Here is a 24672-nt window from a genome sequence, read left to right as displayed (position 1 = left end):
GACTGCTTAGTCAGGTGCACCGAACGTGCGCTGGCGAAGAGTTGTCGCAGTGCACTTGCCCTGCTTTAGCCAAGTTCCTTCCCGAGCCGGCGCAATGCTATGTCGACAACTGACGGAACAGCGTTGGCCTGTCTGTTTAGTGCGGCTGGCGGAGGTGGGTCAATCCATACCGACAACGAAAGTCGTTCAGCTACGCGGGTCAGAGTCCCGAGCGTGCAGTGGTCGGCGCCGCGCAGCAATGCCGCAAGCTGGTCGCGCGACACCTTCGCCTGAATACAAATTGCGCCGAGGTTGTTCCCTGTCTGCCTGATGGAATCTCTGAAGATGCGATGCATCGGGCGCATCGAGACCCTTGATACGGCATCGGCGGCGGTGACTTTCATGGCGGCCTCCTTGCTCGCGATTGACTGCCTGGCAATGCTATAGGGATGTTGGGCTTGCTTGGCGGCGTTGCCTTTCCGGGCTCCTATGAAAGGACAAGGTGGCACCTCGACCGGCCGGTTCTTCACTCTTCGCTCGTGGTGCCTTTGCCCCATCGGTGGCACGTGTACTCATTGCATCCTCCTGGAGGTGCTCCGGCTCAAGAGTACGCGCCGCTTTCCATGCGCGCCAGCACATCACTGACCGCCTGTGGCCCATCAGGTCGGCACAGATAGTCCCCTGGACGGACGCCCCCAAGCGCTGGATGCGATGCCTGCAACCAGGCGCCCGTCCACTGCGCCGCTTCAAAGTCTGTGACCGTTCTCGCGCTGTCGACAATCGTTTGAGCTTGGCCTATCAGGCGAGCAAGCCACAGCAGGCGCAACCCCTGATTCGGTTCGAGCGCCTTGCCTGGCATCGGCTTCAGGACATCTGCCAGAGGCAGTCCGATCCACTCAGCAACAATATCTGACGGAACGCGCATTTCATCAGCCAGGTGGTGCACCAATCGCACACGCAGGCCAGCTTTCGCGAGCAACGCCAACTGCTCCTGGCCGACCAACCACCAGTCTCGATACTGGCAGCCGAAAAGTGGAACGACCGCGGCGGGATAGCCGATGTCGTCAACCGGTTGGGTCAGAGCATCCTTCAAGGGGAGGAACAGGCCTGAGGACGATTCGCAGAGCCGGCAATGTGTGATGCCGTGAACCTGCTCGTCGTCCAGACCGATAAGAGCGGTCGGACTGACGATTTGGTGGACGACCATGCATGAGGGGCAAAGCGCGAGTTGCATTCGGCGGTCGGGTGGGGATGGCTATTGGGGTGTAGCGAGCATGCGAGCGGTTTGGCGACTCCCTGGAGTTGGATCAACTGTTCGGGGTAGCTACGGCTGGGGCTTCTGGATGGCCGCCTTTCGTCTTCGCGTGTCTAAGCCCTCTGAAGAGCTTGTGTTCATTTGACTCAACCGGTGGCAGGCGATCCACTGGCGTGTGACCGATTGCAGTGCAAATCAGCGTGAGACCGGCCACCTGTGATGCCGGTACTGCTGGGGCATCAGGGCAAAAGTCAATGTTCTGGTCGTCACGAAAGACAGCCACGGCAGCGCCGCCAAGTTCTCCAACGAGAACTTCATTGACCCTGCGCATCACCCAGCTCCCGTCGATCACTACGCAGCAATTGAGGATCAGGAGAGTGTCGGTTTCAAAGGAAACACCAAGGGCGAACTCAACGGCTGACGCTGCGCAAATGTTCTGAATCGACGAGTATTCGCCGTCACCGCCGCTGCGGACGATAGCGCTGATAAACGGCTTGGTTGTCCGGGGCCACTGGTAAGAACTTGAGGCAATCTCTGCGATGAGTTCGGAGTTACTGACGCTGAGCATGTGGGCAATCTCCGTATCGGGAATCCGGCTGAGGGGCAAGCACAGCGAAAGGCAAGATGAGTGTGTGAAGCTGTCCGCAAGCAGGACGTTGGGCGAAGGCGACCTGGCCGCAACGAGATGCTTAGAGCCTGCTCGTCGCAATAATGCACACTATAGAGGATTTATTCAAGTTAACAGAATAGGAAGACTGTCCCGTTTGAACGACGGGCAGGTATGGGTTCTTTACCGGATTGGGACTTCGCGGTCGGCCTCGCCGTGGCTACTCTGCGTTCCAAGACGTCGCAGACCCAGGAGCAGTTGGCTCATGCCGCCGGCATTCATCGGAATTACCTAGCCGATGTAGAGGGCGGCAAGAAGAGCCCGACGATGAGGGTGGTCTTCGCGCTTTCGTTGGCGCTACAAACCACGCCGGACAAACTGGCTCGCCAAGCGCTGGGCTACTTGAATGACCCTGACAAGAAGGTTGCAGCGCTTGCCGCGCTGCCGCCACGGCGTCCTGGTAGGCCTAAGGTAAGCCGCTAAAGGCCTCTTGAATCGCTTCATCGCTGTCGGAATAGCCCGCCCGGCTTCCTCTACCCAACGGTTCAAGGAGCGATGGCCTTACGGGTACGAGCATCCGTCGCCACGTCGGGAATGCCTCGACCGCCAGCCGCTATTCCTTGCCTCTGATGGGCACCAGGTTGGCAACTGGCTTGTTCTCCCGCCGTCGCTTGTTCTCGCGCTGCTTGCGCTCCACCTCTTTCTCCAGCAGAAGTACACGGGACAGCAAAGTGGCGTTCAGGCTCTGGGCGAGCTTCAACTCGCGGCTCAGTCTCACCGACTCCACGCGCTTCTTGGCGACCACGTCCTGCAGGCGCGTCGGGTTCTCCGGGTCCTTCCGAAGCGCGACGATGAAGTCTCGAGTATTGGGGTACTTGCACTTGTCGTGACCAATCAAAGTCCGCGAGTGCCCTGCCTCCTTGGCCACCGATACCAAGTTGATTCGCAGCGTCCCCTTCTTGGCGCTTGCGGCCACGTCCTTGTTCTTGGGCCTTCCAGCCTGTAGCCGGGCCAGCGCATCAAGGAAGTCCTTCTCGATGGCGTCCACCGGCGCCGGCGACTGCAGCTTACGTTCGGTCATCACTCGTCCGCTTCCATTTCGTTCACCGGTTCTCCCAGGGTCCGCAAGATTGACTCGGACTGACGCACGCGCTCTTGCGCCACCTTGTACCCAGCACTACGGTCCGCGCCCGCTGCTGCAAGCACTGCCGAATTCCTCTGGTACCTCTCCTTCCAGAACTCAACATGCTCACCATCTACGGCGAAGCACTTGCAGCCACCACACACTGAGGCGTTGCGGTTCGCGTAGTTCGGCTGCCGCATCAGCCAGGGGTCAGTCTTTGCTATCGAGTGACACCGTGCGCTGCCAGGCGTCAGGCTCATGAAACACTTCCCATGCTCGGCGAACCAGATGCGCACGTCGCCCTGAACGACCCACTCTTCCATCCGTAGGTAGGCGTCGGCCCCTTCGGCGTCTCCAACGACATCCCTAAGACGCTGGCGGTGTTCCCTCACCAGGTCGGCCATCCCACCAGCAATGACCGTCGTTCCCGAGGCCTGCTGTAGCAAGAAAGCCACCGTCCGCTGCCTCCGCACGGAGTCAATGCTGTCCAGCAGCTCCGGGTCATTTCCGATGTAGCCCTGCTCCGTCATTGCCATGGCCATATGCTTGAAATGCTGAGATATAGCCGGCAGCATCCGCGAATCCGTGCGAAGAACGTACAGGGCATAGGTCTTCCGCCACTGATGCGATCTGAATCCTTCTCCCGTCTTGTAGCCACGAAGGTCCAAACTCCCTGTGGGGGTCTTCAGGAAGTCAGGCAGAGTCTCTAGGCCGCAGTAGGTTGCGACAAAGCTCTTCATGTTCTTCGAGATTTGGTAAAGCGTGGGGCCGATTCCAGTCGCGCTAGTCAACGCGCTCTTGCCGCCTGGGTTGAGAATCAGTTGGGGTGCAGTCGTTGCATCTCGCCAAGGGCTGAAGAGCGCATCTAACCTTTGAATTGCGCGCACTGCCGGGGGGATGTAGGCGCTGCCGGCGGGCCGCATGCCGATCACCCACTCCATGAGGGTTCCATCATGAATCTTGGTGACCTGCGACTGCACCATGAACAGTTCGTTCAGTCCCGTCTTGGAAGGGCGAATGCGCACGCAACGAGGCAGCCCCGTCTCGGCATCGGTACCGCCCCGCAATGCAGCGAGTTCGCTGATGCGCATGCCCGTCGTCCCTTGTACCAACGCTGAGCAGGCAGCTCCAGCGTGAAGGACCAGAGTGCGAAGTTCGCGCGACGCCATAGCAAACGCGTAGTCGGAGGACGCGTTCAGCGAGGCGTGCCAGGGTTCCGTTTCTCCAGGCAAAATGGAAAACACGAAGCTAGCGAGTGCCGTCTCCATCGGGCGGCCCGTCGCGCCGGACCGGGAAGATGGGACAACACTCCGCTGCAAGGCGATCAATGCCAGCACGTCATCCATCGGCTGCCCGATCCAGCGGAAGCACGCGCTGAGGATCTTTAGAGCGACCTCATCGGGCAGTGGAGGTATCCATCCATTTGCTGCAGTCGCAGCCTTGTCTGCGACCTTCCCAGGAGCTTCACCGTCGTACGGCGCCTCCGGCATCACGCGGACGCCTGCGTCATGCAGGGCCAGCGAATGCCGATGGATCGTGGCTAGGACCTGGAGGTCGTTCTGCAGGGACTGTGGAGTAACTTCTGCCTTTGCCTTGCGGTGGCCATTTAGGACATGCTCGTAGAACTCCCAACTCGCTTCCGAATCGAGCTGGCTGAAGTTGTCATAGCCGAACTCAGCCATCCACCTCAGAAGCTTGCGGAGTTGGGTATTGAACCTGTTCGCAACCGTGAACGGCTGATGAGCACCCATCATTAGCGGGTCGTGAACGAGGGAGTACACCAGAACGCGGCAGGCCTCCAGAAGCTCCACCCACGGGGCGTCCAGAAGGGTGGACCCATCGCCCATGTCAATTTCCCAGTTCAACGTGCCTGCGCCGTCGCGGAAACCAACCTTCTGGACATCCAGGTGCCACTTTGGGTCTCGCCAATAGCTGCACGAGGAGACCTTAGTATCTTGGCGAAGCTCCTTCGCTAGCAGGTGGGGTTGGGCTTGCATCGGTTACTCCACGGAAGGCAGCGGTGAGAGGGTGAGCGCCCCCGCTTCGGTTAAGACGTCATCGTCGAAGAGGCGCAGCCAGTAGTCGTCCAGGCGCTCGCTGACTGGACGCCAGCACTCTTGCCACCGTCGCGGCTCCAGTTCGGACTGAGCAGCTTCGACGGTCGCACGCAGTTGAAGAAGTCGGGCTCCAACATAGGCCGACTTCAGGTTCACACAGGCCAGTGGGCAGACCGGACACATGCCATAGGCCTTGCATAGCCGGCCTTCCACCTCCGTCGGCATCGGCGAGGAAAACGGGTCCAAGCACGTGAAGCCTGGCGTGGCACAGCCACGGTCCGCCTCCTGCGGCTCCTTCCTTGGATCGGCCGCCTTTCCTTGGGTCTCAACTAACCGGTCCCGTGTCTGCATCGCGGCGGCCAGCCTCTCGTTGTTCCGCACCCGTGCAGCATCCGAGGTGTAGTGGTCCAAAATCACCTGCGGTGCTCGCTGGTTGCCTGCAGTCTGGACTGCTTTGAGGTCGCCGCCTGTCAGTTCATGGACAAGGTCGAGCGACGTCGGCCGCACCTGAGCGAGGGTGAACTTTGGAAGGTCGTGCTCCGCCAGAAACTGCCGCAGCGCCGTGTACCAGGAACGTGGCATCTGGGCCCCACTACCGCCTATGAAGTCACCAATCGGTGCTTCCGTGCTCTCGGTGGTCTCAGACATAGGGCTGAAGAAAATGAACAGCCTGTCCTGCATCGTTGCGGGCGCAACGTGCCGAATACGGGCGGTCCACGCTTCAACCATCGCTACCAGAGCATCTGGACCAAGCGGGTCACCAATCGCGAACGTTCGAATCTGCTTCCGGCCGGCGCGACCCTTCGGCGGACGAAACCGGATGCGCCGTCCGCCAAACTCATCCGGATAGTCGATCTGCGACTGTCGCAAGCCACGCAGAGAATCCGGATTGAAGCTGGTGGGGAAGGCCAAAAGAAGCACGAAGGGAACCAGGTCCCGCGCACGAGGCATCACCGGTCGCCGTAGGTCCACGAAGGACATGCCGAGACGCCTCGGGGCCGACCGGAGTTGGACGTCATGGAGACGCAACCACGCATCATGAGGAACTGTGTCTGCATAGCGTCGGGCGAAAATCGCCCGCCAAGCCGCAGCGCTGCTTGGCAAAGCATCAGTGTCGGCTTGATCCTCCGACGCATCCATCTCGGCCCAGGCCGAGTTCAACAGTGTTGTAGTCGCCAGCACCTCGTCTCGGCACGCAACTAGCAACCGGGCAACCGTGGCGTCATCCAAGACCTCGCGAGGGGTGTTCCTGCGCGCGAGGCCCTTCCAGGTGGTGCCGGGAATCTGCAGATTGGGCGCCAACCGTCCGGCCCACTCCTCGGAACGCATGAGCTTCTTGAGCACCACTCGGAAGGCAGTGAGGTGCCCTGTTTTGGTGGCCGGCGACCACACGGGGATGCCTGCTTCGTCCTTGCGATCCAGCCACTTCACGAAGCCGCCAATCCACCGCGTGTTGAGCTGCTGGAGGCCCATTGCGCCTTGAGGGTTTTCCTGCGCCAAGTAGCGCCAGAAGCCTCGATCAAGTTCCGCGACACGGGTGTCGATGGTGTTGCTCTGCTGGCCCACACTCCAGGCCTCAATGCCCCACAGCATGGCTCCCACTACCTCAGGCTCCGTCAGCCAATGCGAGGCGTCGAACTGCCAACCGTCCCCGAAAATGAGGAGCGTATTTGCCGTACGTTCAACCCTCAGCGACGAGACCCGAGTGACTTCAACGGCAGCCCTCGCATCCAGTATTGACGTAACCTTGGGATGACCTGCCGCGTTGAGTTGGTCGTACCGTGTCGCACGCTTGGGCCTCGCTACCGAGTCGGCGGGCACGGTCGGCATGACCGGTTTTCCCTGAGTGACTGGTTCCCCCGAGTTCGCCGGTGCATGATCTTCGACGGGTCGGTGCAGCCTGAGTTGAGCGTAGCGATTCAGTCTGGCCCGTGAGGTGGACTTGTTCGTCATCGGCTTTGGCGGAGAAGGCCCGCAAGGTGGTTCGTCACGCGGTCAGAGACCATGGCCTCGAACTCGCCTGCGACCCGCAGGTAGGTGTTGGTCGTGGTGGCCAGATGGGCATGACCAAGTAGCGACTGCAGCTTCTTCCAGGGCTCAGCATTGCCGGCCGCCCGCTCTCCCAAGTAGTACCAGACTGCGAAGGTATGACGCAGGCAGTGTGGCGAAAAGTTGGGCGCCCGAACCGTGTACTTCTCGGTGGTGTCTGGGTCCGTCTTGATGACCGTACGGAGTAAGCCCGCAGACTGCCCACTCGAGCTTGCCGCGGTGTTCACGGCGCTCGCGAACACGTCATGAAAGGTTTGGTACCGCATGGGGTTGCCGGCATGCTGACCAGCGCTCGCGTGATTGAGGAACAACGCGGTCGGCTTTGACCTTGCGCTCAGATGGCCGCGGCGGATTCCCTCAGCGATGGCCTCTTCGCGCTCGTTCTCGATGTACCAATGCAGCCAGGAAAGAACCTGGTTCGGCAGTTCTACCTTGCGGAACTTACGGCCCTTGCCACGGATACCCAGGTAAGTGATGCCCAACGGGTTGGTTGGGTCCTGAGGGCTGAGGTCCAATATGTCGTAGATCGTCAGCCTCTCGGGCTCGCCAGGCCGGAGGCCTGTGTGGATGCACAGCTCTGCCCAGAGTCGGTCCCGAACAGGCCTGTGGTCTTCCGGATCGAACCCAGGCGTCGGGCCCAGCACATTCGCTATGAGTTGGTACTGCCTGCTGGTCATCGCCCGGACCTCATCGTCCGGAGCGTTCTGCTGCTTAGGCAGCACCTCGTTGCTCGTCATAGAGCTGGCTCTACGGATATGGGTCAAGACATCCTGGTCGTGTGGTCGTGCTTTGACCTCGATGGATACGTCACCCACATCAACGTCCGTCTCCTGACGCCCATTGAAGTAGCGGTAGAACTCCTGAATCGTGCTTACCCGGCGGCTGACAGTCTTCAGCGCGTAGTGCTCGTGAGTCTTCGGGCTGACCAGCTTGAGCATCAGGTCCCGGTAGTCCTCAATGTCGGCCCGACAGATACCGTCCCAGACCATCTCGAACATCGTCAGGTAGACGTACCAGTCCTTCAGGTCGTTGACCTCGGCGATGGCGGTGTTGGGGCGGAAGTTCCCGTCCTTGACGTGCCGTGTCCACACGAAGCGGAACACGGGCTCGATGATTTCTTGGCTGTCCTGGTCGACGAGGAATGGAAAGCCTTTTGGCAGTTGGCAGCGGAGAAAGTCTGCTGAACTCAGGCCCGGTGCTGCTTCCAGTGCGATTGCCTTGACCAAAACAATGTTCATAGCCTGCCCAAGACTTCAGGCATTGGTGAACATTGCGTCAAGCGTGATCGACGTCTTTGCCCAGGACGTACAGGCCGCTGATGAACAATTTCCCACCGTGCAAATAGCCAATTGCAGGCAATGAAGAAATCACGTTTCAAAAGTGGTTTGAGAGGATGCAGGCCCGGCTCCCCGTTCTTTAGCATTTTCATGAACGCCAAGATAGCGAAGTGCATTCGTGTTTTGAGGCATAAATCTCGTGCTTTGACGCACAACATTCGCCTTTTGACGCACGTTCTGACGAATCGCGAAAGCAAACATGTACGGACCGCTGCGAGGGAGGGGCGAAATACCTATGAACTGTTTGACGACCCGATATAAATCCTGAACGCCATCTTCATGATCGCCAGCTCCGTGGCGGCCGGTGCCTTGCTGAGCTCGGGCCTGACGATTCCTCAGTTGTTCCTGGTCGTGGGCCTGGCCAATGCGGTGGTGGCCTTCTACATCTTCCTGATCGTGCCCGAGTACCTCTTGCGCTTCGTCGCCTTCATCGTGTCGCGCCTGATCTACCGCTTCAAGGTGACCGGCGACGAGAGCATCCCGACCACGGGCCCGGCCGTGCTGGTCTGCAACCATGTGAGCTTCATCGACGCGGTGCTGGTGATGGCCGCCTCGCCGCGGCCGATCCGCTTCCTGATGGACCACCGCATCTTTACCACGCCAGTGCTGGGCTGGTTGTTCAAGCTCGGCAAGGCGATTCCCATCGCTCCGCAGAAGGAAGACCCGGCCACCTATGAGGCCGCCTTCGCCAAGGCCCGCGCCGTGCTCGACGACGGCGAACTGCTGTGCATCTTCCCCGAGGGCGGCATCACCCGCGACGGCACGCTGCAGCCCTTCAAGGGCGGCGTGATGAAGCTGCTCGAGGGCAAGGAGGCCGTGCCGGTCGTACCCATGGCACTGACCAATCTCTGGGGCTCCTTCTTCTCGCGTGTCGAGAGCGGAGCGGCCATGGTCAAGCCGTTCCGGCGCGGGCTGTGGAGCCGCGTTGGCCTGGTGGCAGCCGAGCCGTTGAAGGCGAACGAGGTGTCGCCGGAACTGCTGCAGCGCCGGGTCGGCGACTTGCTAGGCCGCGCCTGAAGACGAAGAAGAGCGGCGCAGCATGCGCCGCAGCCTCAGCTTGATCGCCCGGGCCAGACGCCAGGCGGCGCTGGCGCGTATCCAGGCGAGCAACTGCTCCTTCCATGCCGACCAGCGCAGGTAGAGTCGCGCGAACCAGGGCAGGCTCATCAGCGCCGGCTGCGTCAGCGCGAAGATGCGCGCCACGATGGCCGTGCCGATGACCTTGGCAAGCACGATGACCGCCACGCCGAGGCCAGCACGCCCGATGCTGATGAACCAGAGCGCCAGCAGCTTGACCGGCAGCAGCAAGAGCCCCGGCAGGAAGAACACCAGCAGCGCCGCATAGGGTGGCAGGCGCTGGATCAGGGCCTCGAGCTGGCGCAGGACAGGCAACTGGCCGATCCAGGCCATGGCCCGCTGCAAGGGCGCCCAGCCCCATTCCTCGAACAGGATGAGCAGGGCGAGCACCAGGCGGAACAAGCCCCGGATGGGCTTGAAGAGCATCTTCAACATGCGCCGATCATGCCTCGGGGCAGCTCCCCTGCCGGTTTACACCCCGCGCGCACGGTCCGCCAGGAACTGCTGGCGCCAGGCTTCATACCTGCCTGCATCCAGCGCCTCGCGCTGCTCCTTCATCAGGTTGAGGTAGTAGTGCAGGTTGTGGATGCTGGTGAGCATGGGGCCGAGCATCTCGCCGCAGCGGTCGAGGTGGTGCAGGTAGGCGCGGCTGAAGCCGCCTGACGTCCGGCCGTCGGGCGTTGTCGAGCCTTTGCAGCAGTAGCAGCTGCAGGTCTCATCCACCGGCCGCTCGTCGGTCTTGTATCGGGCATTGCGCAGGCGCAGGTCGCCGAAGCGGGTGAACAGATGGCCGTTGCGGGCATTGCGGGTGGGCATCACGCAGTCGAACATGTCGATGCCCTGACGCACGCCTTCCACCAGGTCTTCCGGTGTGCCCACGCCCATCAGGTAGCGCGGCTTGTTCGCGGGCAGCTGGTGGCCGATGTGGTCCAGCACGCGCAGCATGTCTTCCTTGGGTTCACCCACCGACAGGCCGCCGATGGCATAGCCGGGCAGGTCCAGCGCGGCCAGGCCGGCCAGGGAATGGTCGCGCAGGTTCTCGAACATGCCGCCCTGCACGATGCCGAACAGCGCGTTAGGGTTCTGCAACTTGGTGAATTCGTCCTGGCAGCGCTTGGCCCAGCGCAGGCTCATCTCCATCGAGGCACGGGCTTCGCGCTCCGTCGTCAGCTTGCCCTTGCTCTCGTAAGGCGTGCATTCGTCGAACTGCATGACGATGTCGCTGTTGAGCACGGTCTGGATCTGCATCGAGATCTCGGGCGTCAGGAAGAGCTTGTCGCCGTTCACTGGCGAAGCGAACTTGACGCCCTCCTCGCTGATCTTGCGCATGTCGCCGAGGCTCCAGACCTGGAAGCCGCCGCTGTCGGTGAGGATGGGCTTGTCCCAGCTCTCGAACCTGTGCAGGCCGCCGAACTGACCCATGATGTCCAGCCCGGGGCGCATCCACAGGTGGAAGGTGTTGCCCAGGATGATCTGGGCGCCCATTTCTTCCAGCGAGCGGGGCATCACGCCCTTGACCGTGCCATAGGTGCCCACCGGCATGAAGATCGGCGTCTGCACGACGCCGTGGTTGAGGGTGAGCGTGCCGCGGCGGGCGCGGCCTTCGGTCTTGAGCAGGTCGAACTTCAGCATGATGGGGCTGATTGTCGCAGCCCCGCCTGCACACCTACACTGGCCCGCAATGCGGTATTCCTTGAAATTCATGCGGCGCTCCTTGCTGGCCAGCCTCCTGCTGTTCGTGCTGCCTGCCATTGCCCATGCCTGCGGCCCCTATCGCCTGGCTTTCTACGAGTACGCCTCCCTCTACCACCGCGATGCCGACGGCCAGTACCGCGGCATCGACAAGGACGTCGTCGAGGAACTGGCCAAACGCAGCGGCTGCCGCTTCAACACCGTGCTGGAGTCGCGCGCGCGCACCTGGGCGCTGTTGGAGTCCGGAGGCCTGGACATCACCGTCTCGGCCCTCATCACGCCCGAGCGGGAGCGGCTGGTCGAGCTGGTGCCCTATCTGCAGTCGCGCCGCGTGGTGCTGCTGCAGAACCGCAGCGTGCCCACCACTTCCGAGGCATTTCTGATGGATGCCAAGCGAAACCTGCTGACGGTGCGCGCCTCCCGCGACGGCCCGCAGATGGAGGCCTTGCTGGCGCAGTTGCGCGAGCGCGGGCGCATCGTCGAGGCGCCAGACCAGCCCACCGCCATCAGGGCCTTCAAGGCGGGCCGGGCCGACGCGCTGCTGATCGGCGTCACCAGCCTGGCCCTCGTGCGCCAGCAGGACCCCGATTTCAACAGCTACGAGGCCGCCATCTGGGCGCCGACCGAACGGGTGGTGGGGGCCTTCGCCATGTCGCGCGAGCGGGTCAATGAGGTGGACCGGGCGCGCTTGCGCGAGGCGCTGCAGGCCATGCGCCTCGACGGCAGCCTGGATGCCATCATGCGCCGCCACCTGGGCGACAAACTGGCACATGCCTTGCGGCTGAGCGATGCCGAGCCGCGACGCTGAGGCCAGGAAGGGAGCCATGCTGCGCCGCCGACCCTTGCTGGCCCTCGCCGCTGCCGCCCTGCCCCTGCCCGCCCTGGCAGCCCGCACGCCGCTGCAGGCTTTTGGCCATGCCCTGCCGCCCCTGAGCTTCGAGCAGGACGGCCGGCCGGCCGGCTTGATGGTCGAACTCTTGCAGCGCATGGCCGAGCACGCCGGCATGGACCTCGCGCTGGCACTGCAACCCCGGCTGCGTGCCGAGAAGTCATTTCTGGAAACGCCCGCAAGCCTTCTTTTCCCGCTGGCCCGGCTGCCCGAGCGCGAGAACCGTTTCCGCTGGGTCGGGCCGGTGCTGCCGCGCCGCGTTGCCATCTACAGCCTCAGCCAGCGAGCCGACATCCGTTTCAAGGGCCTGCAGCAGCTCGAAGGCCTGAAGCTCGGCGCCACGGCCGGTACGGCCACGCTGGAACAGCTGCTGGCCGAGGGCCTGAAGCCCGGCAAGGAGCTGGAGGTTTCGCCAAGCTATGACGCCAGCGTCCGCAAGCTGCTGGCCGGCCGCATGGACCTGCTGGTGATAGGCGACCTCAACCTCTACTGGCAACTCGGGCAGCTGCAGGAGCTGCCGGAGCGCGTCAAGGAAGTGGCCGTGCTCGACGCATCGGCCGACTACAGCTTTGGCCTGCACCTGGATGCCGACCTCGGGCAGGCCGAGCCCTTGCAGAAGGCGCTGGAGCAGCTGCGCCGCAACGGCGCGATCGACAAGCTCAAGCGCGCATATGGCCTGCCGACCGGCGGGGCATAGACACAGCCTCGCCTTGCGCTCCTGCCTGGCCGATGCGGTCCCTGGCGAACTGATCTTCAACGCGGCCTTCGGTCCTTGGCAGGTCGAGCTTCAGCATGCTGGGGCCGTTGTCGCAGCCCGGCCCTCTGCGTAAACTCTCCGCCCGGGGATCGTTGGCCCCCGGCGCGACCCGCAGGCTCCGGCGGTGCGCCGCTACTCGAGAACAAAAAAATGCGCTTCGATGCCCTGGTCCGCCTTGCGATTGCCTGGACGCTGGCCGCCATGGCGTGGCCGGCTGCGATGGCCGAAACCACCCCTTGCGGCCCCTACCATGTCTCGTTCTACGAGTTCGGACGCTTCTTCTACCGCGACGACCAGGGACAGGCGCGGGGCATCGATACCGACCTGATCGAGCAGCTGGCCCGGCGCAGCGGCTGCGAGCTGCTGCCCGAATTGAATTCGCGCGCCCGCATCTGGGAGAGGCTGTCGCGCGGCGACCTGGACATCACGGTTTCGGGGGTCGCGACGCCGGAGCGGGAGCAGCTGGCGGAATTTTGGCCCTACCTGCGCAGCCGCAATCAGGCCCTGATGCGCCGCAGCGTCGCGTCCCAGCTGTCGACGCCGGCCGCATTCCTGGCCGACACCCAGCGTCGGGTGGTGGTGGTGAAGAGTTTCCGGCACGGCCGCTTCTTCGACGCCTGGCTGGAGCAACTCCGTAGCGAAGGGCGTGTCCATGAAGCTGCCGATTTCGACACGGCACTGCGCGTCTTTCGTGCCGGCCGGGTCGACCTGATGCTCGCACACCCGATCAACCTGCTGCTGCCAGAGCGCGAGATGGCCGACCTGGCGCTGATGGACTGGGCGCCGGGCGACGATGTGCTGGGCTCCCTGGTGGTGTCGCGGCAGCGCGTGGCCGCCCGGGATCGCGAGCGCCTGCATGCCGCCCTGAACGCGCTGCTGGCCGACGGCAGCATGGACGCCATCCTGGTCCGTCACCTCGGTGCGAAGCTGGCGCGCGCAACCCGCCTGCAGTCCGCCCCCAGCACACGCTGAACCGCCCGGAACCCGCCCGCATGCCCTTCAGCCTGGCCGGCCCGGCCCACAGCGAATTGATCATCAAGAAGAGCCGCTTCATCGGCTGCGTGCAAGCCTGCGCCGGCCGCGAAGCGGCGCTGGCCAGGGTCGCGGAACTGCGTGCGCAGCATCCCAATGCCGTCCACGTCTGCTGGGCCTTGCTGGCCGGCGGGCAGTCTGCTGCCAACGATGATGGCGAGCCCGGCGGTACGGCCGGACGACCAATGCTGGAGGTCTTGCGCCATCAGGACCTCGAACTGGTGCTTGCCACCGTGGTGCGCTATTGGGGCGGGGTCAAGCTCGGTGCCGGCGGCCTGGTGCGCGCCTACACCGACGCGGTGGCACAGGCCCTGCTGCACGCCGAGAAGGTGCCGCTGGTGAAGCAGGCCTCGCTGCGCTGCACCCTGCCCTATGCGCTGGAAGGCCTGGTCCGCCGCGAGATCGAGCTGGCCCAGGCGCAGCTCGGCGAGGTGCTGCATGGCGCGCAGGTGCAGATGAGCCTCAGTCTGCCCGAACCGGCCTCGGCCGCCTTCGTGGCCCGGCTCAACGAGGCCGCTCAGGGCAGGATAGGCTGGTTGAGGTCCGAGGACTGAGCCACCAGCAGGCGCTCCAGCGCCGCCATCAAGGCTTCGGCACGGAAAGGCTTGTGCAGCACCGGCACGCCGCTGGCCTGCAAGAGGGCGAGCTGCTCGGGCGCGGTGTCTCCGGTGATCAGCAAGGCCGGCAAGGCACCGCAGCGCTTGCGCACCGATTGCACCAGCGTCACGCCGGGGATGTCAGGCAGGCGCTGATCGCTGATCAGGAGGTCGGCATACAGGGCGGCGTTCTCGGGGTCTCCCGGCAGCGCAGCGAGCAGGCTGTGCCCCGAGCCATGGGCCAGCACGGTGGCGCCCCAGGCCTGCAGCCTGGCCTTCAGCGTGGCACGCACGGCGTCATCGTCCTCGGCAAGCAGCACCCGCATGCCCACGAGGCTCAGCGGCAAGGGCTGAACTTCCACTACCGGCTGTTCGACATGGCCGGCACAAGGCAGCCAGAGGCTGAAGCAGCTGCCACGGCCCGGCTTGGAAGCCAGGCTCAGCCTGTGGCCCAGCAGGTTCACACTGCGCCGCACGATGGCCAGCCCGAGACCCATGCCGCCGTCATGGCGGCGCTGACGAGCCGGGTTGTCGACCTGCACGAACTCTTCAAAGATCGCCGCCTGGTCGGCCTGCGCAATGCCAACGCCGCTGTCCCAGACCTGCAGCAGCACACCGCCCTGGCGCTTGCGTGCCACCACCAGCACGCCGCCGCGACGGGTATAGCGCAAGGCGTTGCTGACCAGGTTGCGCAGGATCTGCTCCAGCAGCACCGGGTCGGACAGCACGGCCAGCGAAGTCGGTCGGAAGCGCAGGCGCAGTCCGCGGCTGCGCGCGGGCTCGGCCTCGTGCACCGCAATCGCATCGAACAGCACCTGCAGGCGCAGCGGCTGCACCGACGTGCGCGTGGTGCCGGCGTCCAGCCGCGACAGGTCCAGCAGGCCGATCAGGAGCCGCTCCAGCGCGCCGACGGCCTCGATCACCTGGTCCAGCATGCGGCGCTGCGGCGGCGCCTCGATCTGCTCGCGCAGCAGACCCACCGACAGGCCGATGGCCACCACCGGCTGGCGCAGGTCATGGCTGGCGCTGGAGAGGAAGCGGGTCTTGGCCGCATTGGCCAGCTCGAGCGCGCGCGTGCGTTGCGCGACGCGCAGCTCCAGCTCGGTATTGAGGTTCTGCACCTCGGCCATGGCGTTGATCATGCGGGTGATCAGCGCCCAGCCGAACAGGCACAGCACCACCGGCATGAACAGCGGCATCCAGTACCGGTCCATCACCGAGGTGTGCCCCTGGTGATAGAGGTAGTCGTGCACGCCCGCGGCCAGAGTCAGGGCCAAGCCCACCGCGAACGCCCGGTACTGCTGCCAGCCCTTGTCGCGCCCATGCCTGAGCACCAGCGAAAGCGCCGGCAGCGACACCAGCAGCATCAGCGGAAAAGCCCAGCCCCGCATCCATTGCAGCAGTCCCCAGGGCATCAGCATCACGCCCAGCACCGGGAGGCCGATGGCGGTTGCATACAGCATGCGCCGCCACCAGATCAGCCGCCGATCGGCCAGGGCCATGGCCAACTCGCCCAGCAGCATGGTGGACACGGAGAACGAGCTGAAATAGAGCCAGTCGACGAAGACATGGCTGTTCAGCGGGTTGTGCGTGAAGTAGCTGTAGTTGCGCAGCGAAGACAGCAGCCAAAGCGCACCGACACAGCCGATGGCCACCTCGGAGCGCCGCCGCCACCAGATCAGCAGCATGAAGGCCGACAGCGAGGCGCCGCCGATATTGAGCCAGCGCGGCAGGTCGGCCCACAGCATCTCGGCGCGCTCGAACTCGCCGGCCAGTTCGTCCGCCGGGCCCAGGTTGAGCACCGACAGGCCGGCGCGCGGACCGTTGTCCACGCGCAGCTCCAGCGTGTTGACGCCGGGCTTGAGCATCACCGGCGGAATGCCTATCCACAGCGTCTGCATGCGGCCGCGTTGCTGCAGGGCGTCCTTGCCCAGGTCGCCGCTGAGGTGCTGGCCATTGATCCAGAGCTCATGGGCATTGGACAGGCGCGCGGCCCACAGGGCCCAGGGCAGTTGCGGCCGCGCCTGCAGCTCGAACTCGAAACGGTAGACGCCCCGGCTGCCCGAGGCCAGGCCGCGCTTGCTCCAGCTGTCGGGCAGGGCCACGGTCTGCCAGGGTCCGTCGATGCTGGTGGCGAACTCGGCGCGGGTCAGGCGCGTCACCGCCTCATGCTGGGCCGAGGCCGGCAGGGCCAGGAACATCAGCAGAGCGAGCAGCCAGGCGCGCATGGGCATGGTCCGGGGCCGGCTCAGCCGCCGCTGCTGCGCTCGAGCAGCATCGCGTCGCCATAGCTGAAGAAGCGGTAGCGCTGCTCGATCGCATGGCGATACAGCGAGCGCACCCGCTCATAGCCGGCCAGTGCGCTGACCAGCATCATCAGGGTGCTCTTGGGCAGGTGGAAGTTGGTCAGCAAGCCGTCGACCACACGGAACTGGAAGCCCGGGGTGATGAAGATCTCGGTTTCGCTGGCGCCGGCCTTGAGCTCGCCGCCGCGCGCGGCGGACTCGAGCGCGCGCAAGCTGGTCGTGCCCACCGAGATCACGCGGCCGCCAGCGGCGCGGGTAGCGGCAATCGCCGCCACGGTGGCGGCCGGCACCTCGAACCATTCGCTGTGCATCTTGTGGTCGGCAATCTGCTCGACGCGCACCGGCTGGAAAGTACCAGCACCCACATGCAGCGTGACGCTGGCGGTTTGCACACCTCGGGCAGCCAGTGCGGCGAGCACGCCTTCATCGAAATGGAGAGCCGCCGTCGGCGCCGCGACCGCGCCGGGCGCGCGCGCAAAGACGGTCTGATAGCGCCGCACATCGTCGGCCGAATCTTCATGCTCGATATAGGGCGGCAAGGGCACATGGCCATGCGCTTCGAGCAGCTGGAAGGGATCTGCGGGGAAGCGCAGGTGAAACATGCCGCCGTCCGGGCCGCAGCGGCCCAGCACCTCGGCGTCGAAGGCCTCGGCAAAACGGATCAGGGTGCCCGGCTTCGGAGACTTGCTGGCGCGCACATGGGCCCAGACCTCCTGCGTTCCTGGCAGCACTCGCTCGACCAGCGCCTCGACCGCGCCACCGCTGGCCTTGTGGCCGTAAAGCCGGGCCTTGATGACCTGGGTGTCGTTGAAGACCAGCAGATCGCCTGCGTTCAAGAGGCTGGGCAGCTCGCGGAAAGTTCGATCCACCGGATCGGCCCCGCGGCCATCGAGCAGGCGCGAGCCGCTGCGTTCGGCCGCCGGATGCTGGGCGATCAGTTCAGGCGGCAGCTCGAAATCGAAATCGGCAACCGTGTAGGCGCGGGGCTGGGACATGGGGATTGAGGGCCGGACGGACCCGTACCAATGGTGGTGGCAGGATTGTCCCATGCACCTGCATGACGCCTAGAAGCCACCCGTACCCGTCGCCAGCACCGTGCCCCAGCTGCCGACGATCCAGACCGTCTTGGCATCCCGCGCAACCAGGCTCAGCAGGTCGTCGCTGGTGGCGCTCTCCTGGCGCTGCCAGGTCTTGCCGCCGTCCAGCGTGGCCAGCACGAGGCCGGCATTGCCAACGATCCAGCCATGCTTGTCGTCGGCGAAGCGGATGTCGTTCAAGCCAGTGCTCACGCCGGTGTCCTGCTTGCTCCAGCTCTGGCCACCATCGCTGCTGGACAGCAGCAGGCCCTCGCTGCCCACCGCCCACACCCGTTGGGCGTCCTGCCGAACCAGGCGCTTGATAGCGCCGCCGACACTGAGCCGGAAGCGCAGCTTCCATTCGCCGCTGGCGCCCAGGGCATGGATCGCGCCATCGCGACCGCCGGCCAGCAATGTTTCCGCATCCAGGCCCAGCAGGGCGGGTTCAGCCAACGGCAGCTCTGGTCGCGCTGACCAGGTCTGCCCGCCATCACGCGATTGCCGGATCGCGCTGGCAAAGTCGCTGGTCTGCAGCGCCAGCCAGCCATTGCTTTCATCGAAGAACTGCAGGGCCGAGACCTGCAAGCTGAAGGGCGGCAGGCCGGCCGCAGAGGAAGCCGACCAGATGCGCGACCAGCTCACGCCTCCGTCCAGCGTGCGAAACAGCTCGTCGTAGCCGGCGATCAGCCAGCCACGCGTGGCCGAGGCGAACTGCAAGCTGGCGCTGTTTCCAAACGGGAACATGGCCCGTGACGACCAGGCCTGGCCGGCATTGAAGCTCTGCAGCAAGCCTGCGCCATTGAAGGCCAGCAGGGCATTGGCAGGCGTCGAGACGATAGCACCCAGGCTCCCCAGCGTTTGACCATCGCCCAGCTGCTCGAACAGCGGTGTCCAGATCTGGCCGGCATTGCTGCTGAGATAGGCCCGGCCGCTCGACATCAGCTGGTAGGTCTGCGCATCCAGGCGCCTGGCCGAATGGACCGGTCGCCCTGGCAGGGCCGACCATGTCTGGCCCGCGTCAACGCTCATCCGGCCGTCCGTCAACATCACCGCAGAGGCGCCAAGCGCCGTGAGCGTCAGCGATCCAAGGTCCGGCTTGCTGACCGGCGCCCAGTTCTCGCCGCCATCGGTGCTGCGGTACAGCTGCCCCCAATCGAACCAGAGCACGCCCTCCACCGACCACAGGCCCGGCGTCCAGTACCTGATGTGGTCGCGTTCGGGCAGGCCCTTGCCAGCGGCAACGCGCCAGGTCTTGCCCCCATCGGTGCTGCGGCAAAACCAGCGCGAAGCGGTCACCGGGCTGTGGCTGTACGGGCCGGAGATCAGGTCGGCCCAGCCCGAAAGCAGCAGAGTGGATTCGCCATCGGCCAGGAAGCTGTCGGTCCGATCGCCCGGGCATTCCTGCGGCAGGCTGCCCTGCGCGCTGAAGCTCAAGCCCAGATCGGTCGAGCGCAGGATGTTGTTCTCGCTGGTGCGGGCAAAGACGAGGCCCGCTGCCGTCGTGACGCTGAGATAGGCCGGCGAAGAAATCCGCGACCAGCTGGCTCCACCATCCAGGCTGGCGAATCGCTCGCCAGCGGCATTGCCGACACGCAGCAGTTGCGTGTCAAAGGCTTCCAGCGTCTTGTCGCTTTCCAGCTGCGTGAAGGGCACATTGGCCCCTGCCGCCCAGGACTGGCCCCCGTCCGTACTGCGCCAGACCTGCCCCTGTGTTCCCAGCGCCCAGCCCAGGTTGGCGTCCGTGAAGACATAGCGCTCGAGCTTGCCGCTGCTGCCAATGGGCTGCACCTTCCAGCTGCGCCCGCCATCGGTGGTCTTGATCAGCCGCCGATCGCCGGCCAGGGCCCAGCCCAGCTGGGCCGTCAGGAGCTGCGGCTGGGTGACGATGTGGCCCGCTGGCAAGGGGGACTGGAAGCACCAGCCGGATTGATTGGCGCCGCTGCAGATCTGGTCGCGCACGGTGGCCTTGTTGTTCACGGCCACCGTCAGCGTGACGGTCTTGGCCTCATCGCGGGCATTGAGGATGCGCAGCCGCACCTCGTAGTCGCCCGGCTTGGCGAAACCATGGGCCGGACGGGCTTCGGTGCTGCTGCTGCCGTCGCCGAAGTTCCATTCATGGCGCAAGCCCGTCAGGCCGGCCGCGCTGTTCTCGAACTGCACTGGGGCGGCGACGTCGGCCTCGGCTCCGGCAAGGGAGATCGTCAGCAGGGTCGGCAAGGGCGTGGCGGCCGGGCTGCCAGCACCGCCGCTTGAACCACCGCCACCGCAGGCCTGCAGCAGCAGTATCAGTGCACTGACAAGACCGATCCGCGTCTTGGCTATACGCATGTTCACTTTCCTCCCTGCCATTCTGGCTATGGGCTTCATCCTAACGCGATGCCAGCAGTGCCTTGCAAGCTCGGGCGCCTGGGGCGTGCGCCCAAGGCAGAATCTCGCCCATGCCCGAGGCCCGTCCCACTGCCAGCGCCAACGCCAACAAGCCCAAATCCGCGCCCCGCAAGGCCATGGACAAGCTCGGGCTCCTGCGCGACATCGACCTGGCCCTGCACCTGCCGCTGCGCTATGAAGATGAAACGCAGATCACGCGCATAGCCGCCGCCCGCGAAGGCGAGACGGTGCAATGCGAAGGCGAGGTGATCGAGAGCCGCATCGAGCTGCGCGGCCGGCGCCAGCTGCTGGTCAAGATCGAGGACGAGAGCGGCGAGCTGCTCCTGCGCTTCCTGAACTTCTATCCCTCGCAGCAGAAGCAGATGGCCCAGGGCCAGCGATTGCGTGTGCGCGGCGAGCTGCGCGGCGGCTTCTTCGGTCGCGAAATGGTGCATCCGGTCATCAAGGCGGTGGATGAGCACACGCCGCTGGCCCAGTCGCTGACACCCGTCTACCCGGCCAGCGCCGGCCTGCCGCAAAGCTATCTGCGCAAGGCCATCGAGGCCTCCTTGAAGCGTGCGCCGCTGGAGGAGCTGCTGCCACCGCGAACCGTGCCGTCCCATCTGCCTTCACTGCGCGATGCGCTGAATTTTCTGCATCACCCGCCGCCGCGCGTGCCGCTTGCCACGCTGGAAGACCATACGCATCCGGCCTGGCAGCGGCTCAAGTTCGAAGAGCTGCTGGCCCAGCAACTGAGCCAGCTGAAGTCGCAGCGAGAGCGAGCGCACCTGAAGGCGCCGGCCCTGCGCGGCCGCCGCGAAGGCTTGCAGGAACAGCTGCTGCGCCACCTGCCATTTCAGCTCACAGCCGCCCAGCAGCGCGTGGCCGAAGAGATCGCGCAAGACCTGGCGCGCCCGCAGCCCATGCACCGGCTCTTGCAGGGCGATGTGGGTTCGGGCAAGACCGTGGTGGCGGCCCTGGCCGCGGCCGTCTGCATGGACGCCGGCTGGCAATGCGCCTTGATGGCGCCGACCGAAATCCTCGCCGAGCAGCATTTCCGCAAGCTGATCGCCTGGCTGGAACCCCTGGGCGTGCAGGTGGCCTGGCTGACCGGCAGCGTGAAGGGCAAGACGCGGCAGAAGATGCTGGACGCCGTGGCCTCGGGTGAGGCGAATCTCGTCGTCGGTACGCATGCAGTGATCGAAGACAAGGTGCAGTTCGCGAAGCTGGGCCTGGCCGTGATCGACGAGCAGCATCGCTTTGGCGTGGCGCAGCGGCTGGCCTTGCGCAAGAAGCTCGCTGCGCAGGCCGACGCCGCAGGGCCGCCCCAAGGCGTCGAGCACCCCCTCGGGGGGCCGGCGCCGAAGGCGACGGGGGGGCCAACAGGTCTCGAGCCTCACTTGCTGATGATGAGCGCCACACCGATACCGCGCACCTTGGCGATGACCTACTTCGCCGACCTCGATGTGAGCACCATCGACGAGCTGCCGCCCGGCCGCAGCCCCATCGTCACCAAGGTGTTTGGTGATGCCAAGCGCGACGAGGTGATCGCCAAGATCCGCGATGCGGTGGAGCAGGGCCGCCAGGTCTACTGGGTCTGCCCCCTGATCGAAGAGAGCGAGGCGCTGGACCTGAAGAACGCGACCGACACCCATGCCGAGCTCAGCGCCGAACTGCCCGGCCATGCCGTGGGCTTGCTGCATGGCCGCATGCCGCCGGCCGAGAAGGCGGCCGTGATGGCGCAGTTCAGCGGCAACCAGATGAAGGTGCTGGTGGCCACGACGGTGATTGAGGTGGGCGTGGACGTGCCCAACGCGAGCCTGATGGTTGTCGAGCATGCGGAGCGCTTCGGCCTCTCGCAATTGCACCAGCTGCGCGGCCGCGTGGGCCGTGGCGCGGTGGCCAGCGTCTGCGTGCTGCTCTACACCGGCCCCCTGTCGGACACCGGCAAGTCGCGGCTCAAGGCCATGGCCGAGACGAATGACGGTTTCGAGATCGCCCGTCGCGACCTGGACATCCGCGGCCCGGGCGAGTTCATGGGCGCACGGCAAAGCGGTGCCGAGTTGCTCCGCTTCGCCGATCTCCAGGAAGATGCACCACTGCTGAAAGAAGCGCGGGCCATGGCGCCGCGCCTGCTGGATGAGCATCCGGAGGCGGCCCGCCGCCAGGTGGAACGCTGGCTGGGCGGCAAGGCCGAGTTCCTCAAAGCTTGATGAAGCGCTTGACCTCGCCGGTCAGCCAGGCGGCGTCGTCCCACATCAGGAAGTGGTAGCCGGCCTCGCTCATGCGGATGTCCACACCCTTGAGGTTGGCGTACTGGGTTGTGAAGATCTGGCGGGTGCTTTCCAGTGTCGCGCCCATGGGCTTGTAGGCAGCCCAGGAACCCAGCACCAGGGTCGGCACCTGGATCTTGCTCAGGGCAGGGCGCAGGTCCGTGCCCCACAGCTCGGTCATGGCCTGGGCCGAGGTCGCTCGGTCACTGGTGAGGCCCCAGGCGACGACTCGCTCGACGCCTTGCGGGCTGAGTGTCATGCCGGGCGCCATCCTGCGGACCTGCATGGCGGTCTGCTCCTCGGTGGCTGCCAGCATCTGCTGACGCATGCCCTGCAGCATGGGCTTGACGCTCGCCTCGGTCGCCGCCGGGTTCTGCACCGCGCCGATGAAGGCCAGCGAGTCAACAACGACCAGGCGCTCGAAGCGCTGCGGCGCCTCGCTGCCCATCATCAGGGCCAGCGCGCCGCCGAGGCTGTGGCCCATGACCACCGGCTTGTCGAGCTTGTTGGCGTCGACGTAGGCGAGCAGCTCGTCGCGCATGCTCGTCAGCCATTGCTCCTTTTGCACCGGCTTGGCACCTGCAAAGCCGGGCAGCTGGACGATGTGGCATTGCACCTGCGGTTGCAGTGTGGCGCAGGTCTCGGTCCAGACGCTGGCAGCGCTGTTCAGGCCGGGGATCATCAGCACCGGCTTGCCGGTACCGATCACCTGGACCTGCAGGTCGCGGTAGGCAGTGGTCGGTGCTTCAGGCGTGGCTGCCTGGCTGCGACCGCTGCTCACCGCGGCAACAATGGCAATCGCCAGAACGATCCACGGGGTGCGGCTCGTCAGTTGTTTCTTCATGCTTTTCTCCTCCTGCGGGTTGACAGTGGAGCGGACTGTGCCGGCGTGGCCGGCGCGGCTCAGCCGGCCTGCGACGAATGGCAAGCTCGTGCGATCAATGGCAGATGAAGGCGGCGATCAGCGGCAGCTGGCCACGGCTGGCGTGCCGATCACATGGCCATCGCTGAGTGTCATCAGGAAGCACTCCAGGTCCAGCAGGTCGCGCGCGCTCATTGGCGGCTTGTCGCCCGGGCGCAGGCCGGCGAAAGGCGGCAGCGTGGAGAGATTGCCCCGGTAGGCCGGCGGCAGGTCGTCGAACTTCTGCAGCTTGCCGGCGACCGTCGGGTACCAGCGCTCGGGCGAGGTGTCGCGGGTGTTGTAGAAGTCCAGCACCTGGGGCAGCGAGCTGAATATGCCGTTGTGGAAGAACACCTGGCGCTGCGCCACATTGCGCAGGCCCGGCGTGCGGAACAGGCCGCAGAGCTCGGCTCGCTGGGCCAGGTCCTTGCGCAGCGGCCCGCACAGGCCGAGGTCGAAGTAGGCCGGGTCGGCATTGGCCGGAATCTTCGCGTTGCGCGGCGCGCCGGTGGCCACATAGCCGAAGTTGGTGAACAGCGGTGGCTTGCCGTCGCTGCTGGTGTCCAGGTGGCAGCCGATGCAGGCGCCGCGCGCCGGGTCGCGAAAGACCTGCTGGCCGCGCTGCTCTGGCGCGGTGAATGTTTCCTTGCCGGCCTGCACCCAGTCAAACTTGCTGTCGTAGGGGTGCAGGCGTTTGTCCTCGAGCTGGAAGGCCTGCAGCGCCTGCTCCAGCTGGGCCACCGTGGTGGCGGCGTCGCCATCGGTGCCGAAGACCTTGGCGAAGTCAGCGGCAATCACCGAGGCGCGGACACGCTGGGCCAGGCGCTCCACGCTGGTGTTGTCAAACTCCAGCGGATTGAACAGCACCAGGTGCGATTGCGCCGCCAAGGAATCGGCCCGACCATCAGCGGTCAGGCCGCCGGTGATCCCGACCGGATCAAAGGCCGGCTGGCGTTCCAGATAACGGATGGAAGGCGCGGATCGCTGGCCGAATTCGCTTTCGAATTGCCCGCCAATCTGCACCGCCAGCGCATTGGGCGATCCATGCGCGAAGTCGGGGTCATGGCAGGTGGCGCAGGTCATGCGGCCCGAGCCCGAAAGCGTGCGGTCGTTGAAGGCGCGCTCACCGAGCGCAGCCATGGCGCTGAGCGTCTGCACCGGCGCTGGTGTGGAAGCGGGCGGCGCGGGCGTTGGCACGGAGGCCGAGGCGGCCGAACTGCCACCACCGCCACCGCAAGCGCCGAGGCTCAGCAGCAGGCCGAGGGCCAAAAGTAATAGGTAGCTGTGCGGTCTGCGATT

The 24672-nt window shown here is 65.1% G+C and carries 20 protein-coding genes and 1 pseudogene; 7 read left to right on the top strand and 14 right to left on the bottom strand.

Features of this window, described 5'->3' with window-relative positions; translation table 11 throughout:
* Window positions 1-65 precede the first annotated feature (65 nt).
* The 3 genes from ABT392_RS20455 to ABT392_RS20445 all read right to left on the bottom strand — a co-directional run bounded on the left by ABT392_RS20455 (window position 66) and on the right by ABT392_RS20445 (window position 1802).
* Window positions 66-383 (bottom strand): hypothetical protein, encoded by a 318-nt coding sequence (locus tag ABT392_RS20455; RefSeq protein ID WP_395384729.1) that lies wholly within the window; start codon window positions 381-383, stop codon window positions 66-68.
* Between the two features lie 197 nt (window positions 384-580).
* Window positions 581-1213 (bottom strand): antitoxin Xre/MbcA/ParS toxin-binding domain-containing protein, encoded by a 633-nt coding sequence (locus ABT392_RS20450; protein WP_395384730.1) that lies wholly within the window; start codon window positions 1211-1213, stop codon window positions 581-583.
* 73 nt (window positions 1214-1286) lie between these two features.
* Window positions 1287-1802, bottom strand: coding sequence for a hypothetical protein (locus tag ABT392_RS20445; RefSeq protein WP_395384731.1), 516 nt, complete (start codon window positions 1800-1802; stop codon window positions 1287-1289).
* A gap of 213 nt (window positions 1803-2015) precedes the next feature.
* On the opposite strand from ABT392_RS20445, the gene ABT392_RS20440 reads away from it, so the two are divergent.
* Window positions 2016-2324: a helix-turn-helix domain-containing protein gene (locus ABT392_RS20440; protein WP_395384732.1), complete on the top strand. Its 309-nt coding sequence runs from the start codon at window positions 2016-2018 to the stop codon at window positions 2322-2324.
* 130 nt (window positions 2325-2454) lie between these two features.
* Here ABT392_RS20440 and ABT392_RS20435 read toward each other — a convergent pair whose 3' ends face one another.
* The 4 genes from ABT392_RS20435 to ABT392_RS20420 form a co-directional block, all read right to left on the bottom strand.
* Window positions 2455-2922 carry a hypothetical protein gene (locus ABT392_RS20435; RefSeq protein WP_395384734.1) on the bottom strand — a complete coding sequence of 156 codons (468 nt, stop codon included), beginning with the start codon at window positions 2920-2922 and terminating at the stop codon, window positions 2455-2457.
* Window positions 2922-4961 (bottom strand): hypothetical protein, encoded by a 2040-nt coding sequence (locus ABT392_RS20430; RefSeq protein WP_395384735.1) that lies wholly within the window; start codon window positions 4959-4961, stop codon window positions 2922-2924. Before ABT392_RS20430 ends, ABT392_RS20435 begins: the two co-directional genes overlap by 1 nt.
* A 3-nt stretch (window positions 4962-4964) precedes the next feature.
* The gene (locus tag ABT392_RS20425; RefSeq protein ID WP_395384736.1) at window positions 4965-6851 is read right to left on the bottom strand and encodes a hypothetical protein; all 1887 of its coding nucleotides are present in this window, start codon (window positions 6849-6851) and stop codon (window positions 4965-4967) included.
* 119 nt (window positions 6852-6970) lie between these two features.
* Entirely contained in the window at window positions 6971-8308 is a 1338-nt protein-coding gene (locus tag ABT392_RS20420) for a tyrosine-type recombinase/integrase (RefSeq protein ID WP_395384737.1), read from the bottom strand.
* A gap of 360 nt (window positions 8309-8668) precedes the next feature.
* Here ABT392_RS20420 and ABT392_RS20415 point away from each other — a divergent pair.
* Window positions 8669-9424: pseudogene (locus ABT392_RS20415) on the top strand (1-acyl-sn-glycerol-3-phosphate acyltransferase); the annotation flags it as partial.
* Here the strand turns inward: ABT392_RS20415 and ABT392_RS20410 are convergent.
* Both ABT392_RS20410 and tgt read right to left on the bottom strand, forming a co-directional pair.
* A complete protein-coding gene (locus tag ABT392_RS20410; RefSeq protein ID WP_395384738.1) occupies window positions 9410-9919 on the bottom strand; it encodes a hypothetical protein in 510 nt (169 codons plus the stop codon). The pseudogene ABT392_RS20415 and the gene ABT392_RS20410 sit on opposite strands and share 15 nt — an antisense overlap.
* A 36-nt stretch (window positions 9920-9955) precedes the next feature.
* Window positions 9956-11116 (bottom strand): tRNA guanosine(34) transglycosylase Tgt, encoded by a 1161-nt coding sequence (gene tgt / locus ABT392_RS20405; protein WP_334277776.1) that lies wholly within the window; start codon window positions 11114-11116, stop codon window positions 9956-9958.
* A gap of 49 nt (window positions 11117-11165) precedes the next feature.
* Between tgt and ABT392_RS20400 the strand changes: the two genes are divergently transcribed.
* The 4 genes from ABT392_RS20400 (at window position 11166) to ABT392_RS20385 (ending at window position 14408) form a co-directional block, all read left to right on the top strand.
* The gene (locus tag ABT392_RS20400; RefSeq protein WP_395384739.1) at window positions 11166-11984 is read left to right on the top strand and encodes a substrate-binding periplasmic protein; all 819 of its coding nucleotides are present in this window, start codon (window positions 11166-11168) and stop codon (window positions 11982-11984) included.
* A gap of 16 nt (window positions 11985-12000) precedes the next feature.
* A complete protein-coding gene (locus ABT392_RS20395; protein ID WP_334277778.1) occupies window positions 12001-12762 on the top strand; it encodes a substrate-binding periplasmic protein in 762 nt (253 codons plus the stop codon).
* Window positions 12763-12972: 210 nt separating this feature from the next.
* Window positions 12973-13794 (top strand): substrate-binding periplasmic protein, encoded by an 822-nt coding sequence (locus tag ABT392_RS20390; RefSeq protein WP_334277779.1) that lies wholly within the window; start codon window positions 12973-12975, stop codon window positions 13792-13794.
* A 20-nt stretch (window positions 13795-13814) separates the two neighbouring features.
* Complete coding sequence (locus tag ABT392_RS20385; protein ID WP_334277781.1) at window positions 13815-14408, top strand: IMPACT family protein; 594 nt, start codon at window positions 13815-13817, stop codon at window positions 14406-14408.
* Here ABT392_RS20385 and ABT392_RS20380 read toward each other — a convergent pair.
* The 3 genes from ABT392_RS20380 to ABT392_RS20370 form a co-directional block, all read right to left on the bottom strand.
* A complete protein-coding gene (locus ABT392_RS20380; protein ID WP_395384740.1) occupies window positions 14372-16678 on the bottom strand; it encodes a hybrid sensor histidine kinase/response regulator in 2307 nt (768 codons plus the stop codon). The two genes, ABT392_RS20385 and ABT392_RS20380, sit on opposite strands and share 37 nt — an antisense overlap.
* Window positions 16679-16698: 20 nt before the next feature.
* Window positions 16699-17751, bottom strand: a complete 1053-nt coding sequence (gene queA, locus ABT392_RS20375; RefSeq protein ID WP_334277783.1) for a tRNA preQ1(34) S-adenosylmethionine ribosyltransferase-isomerase QueA — start codon at window positions 17749-17751, stop codon at window positions 16699-16701.
* Window positions 17752-17820: 69 nt separating this feature from the next.
* Window positions 17821-20160, bottom strand: coding sequence for a YCF48-related protein (locus ABT392_RS20370; protein WP_395384741.1), 2340 nt, complete (start codon window positions 20158-20160; stop codon window positions 17821-17823).
* 110 nt (window positions 20161-20270) lie between these two features.
* Between ABT392_RS20370 and recG the strand changes: the two genes are divergently transcribed.
* Window positions 20271-22412: an ATP-dependent DNA helicase RecG gene (recG, locus tag ABT392_RS20365; protein ID WP_464970857.1), complete on the top strand. Its 2142-nt coding sequence runs from the start codon at window positions 20271-20273 to the stop codon at window positions 22410-22412.
* Here recG and ABT392_RS20360 read toward each other — a convergent pair.
* The gene (locus ABT392_RS20360) at window positions 22402-23316 is read right to left on the bottom strand and encodes an alpha/beta fold hydrolase (protein ID WP_334277786.1); all 915 of its coding nucleotides are present in this window, start codon (window positions 23314-23316) and stop codon (window positions 22402-22404) included. The genes recG and ABT392_RS20360 overlap by 11 nt on opposite strands.
* 117 nt (window positions 23317-23433) lie before the next feature.
* Window positions 23434-24642: a cytochrome-c peroxidase gene (locus tag ABT392_RS20355; RefSeq protein WP_464970856.1), complete on the bottom strand. Its 1209-nt coding sequence runs from the start codon at window positions 24640-24642 to the stop codon at window positions 23434-23436.
* Between the last annotated feature and the right edge of the window lie 30 nt (window positions 24643-24672).

The organism is Paucibacter sp. JuS9 (genome assembly GCF_044043925.2).
Taxonomy (GTDB): Bacteria; Pseudomonadota; Gammaproteobacteria; order Burkholderiales; family Burkholderiaceae_C; genus JAUASW01.
This window is presented reverse-complemented; position numbering and strand designations above follow the sequence as displayed.

Bases quoted from the DNA above. Each gene is read 5' to 3' on its own strand.
- ABT392_RS20390 (WP_334277779.1), top strand. From the start codon at position 12,973: ATGCGCTTCGATGCCCTGGTCCGCCTTGCGATTGCCTGGACGCTGGCC.
- ABT392_RS20440 (WP_395384732.1), top strand. From the start codon at position 2,016: ATGGGTTCTTTACCGGATTGGGACTTCGCGGTCGGCCTCGCCGTGGCT.
- ABT392_RS20410 (WP_395384738.1), bottom strand. From the start codon at position 9,919: ATGTTGAAGATGCTCTTCAAGCCCATCCGGGGCTTGTTCCGCCTGGTG.
- ABT392_RS20395 (WP_334277778.1), top strand. From the start codon at position 12,001: ATGCTGCGCCGCCGACCCTTGCTGGCCCTCGCCGCTGCCGCCCTGCCC.
- ABT392_RS20435 (WP_395384734.1), bottom strand. From the start codon at position 2,922: ATGACCGAACGTAAGCTGCAGTCGCCGGCGCCGGTGGACGCCATCGAG.
- ABT392_RS20430 (WP_395384735.1), bottom strand. From the start codon at position 4,961: ATGCAAGCCCAACCCCACCTGCTAGCGAAGGAGCTTCGCCAAGATACT.
- tgt (WP_334277776.1), bottom strand. From the start codon at position 11,116: ATGCTGAAGTTCGACCTGCTCAAGACCGAAGGCCGCGCCCGCCGCGGC.
- ABT392_RS20400 (WP_395384739.1), top strand. From the start codon at position 11,166: ATGCGGTATTCCTTGAAATTCATGCGGCGCTCCTTGCTGGCCAGCCTC.
- ABT392_RS20420 (WP_395384737.1), bottom strand. From the start codon at position 8,308: ATGAACATTGTTTTGGTCAAGGCAATCGCACTGGAAGCAGCACCGGGC.
- ABT392_RS20450 (WP_395384730.1), bottom strand. From the start codon at position 1,213: ATGCAACTCGCGCTTTGCCCCTCATGCATGGTCGTCCACCAAATCGTC.
- queA (WP_334277783.1), bottom strand. From the start codon at position 17,751: ATGTCCCAGCCCCGCGCCTACACGGTTGCCGATTTCGATTTCGAGCTG.
- ABT392_RS20455 (WP_395384729.1), bottom strand. From the start codon at position 383: ATGAAAGTCACCGCCGCCGATGCCGTATCAAGGGTCTCGATGCGCCCG.
- ABT392_RS20425 (WP_395384736.1), bottom strand. From the start codon at position 6,851: ATGCCGACCGTGCCCGCCGACTCGGTAGCGAGGCCCAAGCGTGCGACA.
- ABT392_RS20370 (WP_395384741.1), bottom strand. From the start codon at position 20,160: ATGCGTATAGCCAAGACGCGGATCGGTCTTGTCAGTGCACTGATACTG.
- ABT392_RS20360 (WP_334277786.1), bottom strand. From the start codon at position 23,316: ATGAAGAAACAACTGACGAGCCGCACCCCGTGGATCGTTCTGGCGATT.
- ABT392_RS20385 (WP_334277781.1), top strand. From the start codon at position 13,815: ATGCCCTTCAGCCTGGCCGGCCCGGCCCACAGCGAATTGATCATCAAG.
- ABT392_RS20445 (WP_395384731.1), bottom strand. From the start codon at position 1,802: ATGCTCAGCGTCAGTAACTCCGAACTCATCGCAGAGATTGCCTCAAGT.
- ABT392_RS20380 (WP_395384740.1), bottom strand. From the start codon at position 16,678: ATGCGCGCCTGGCTGCTCGCTCTGCTGATGTTCCTGGCCCTGCCGGCC.
- recG (WP_464970857.1), top strand. From the start codon at position 20,271: ATGCCCGAGGCCCGTCCCACTGCCAGCGCCAACGCCAACAAGCCCAAA.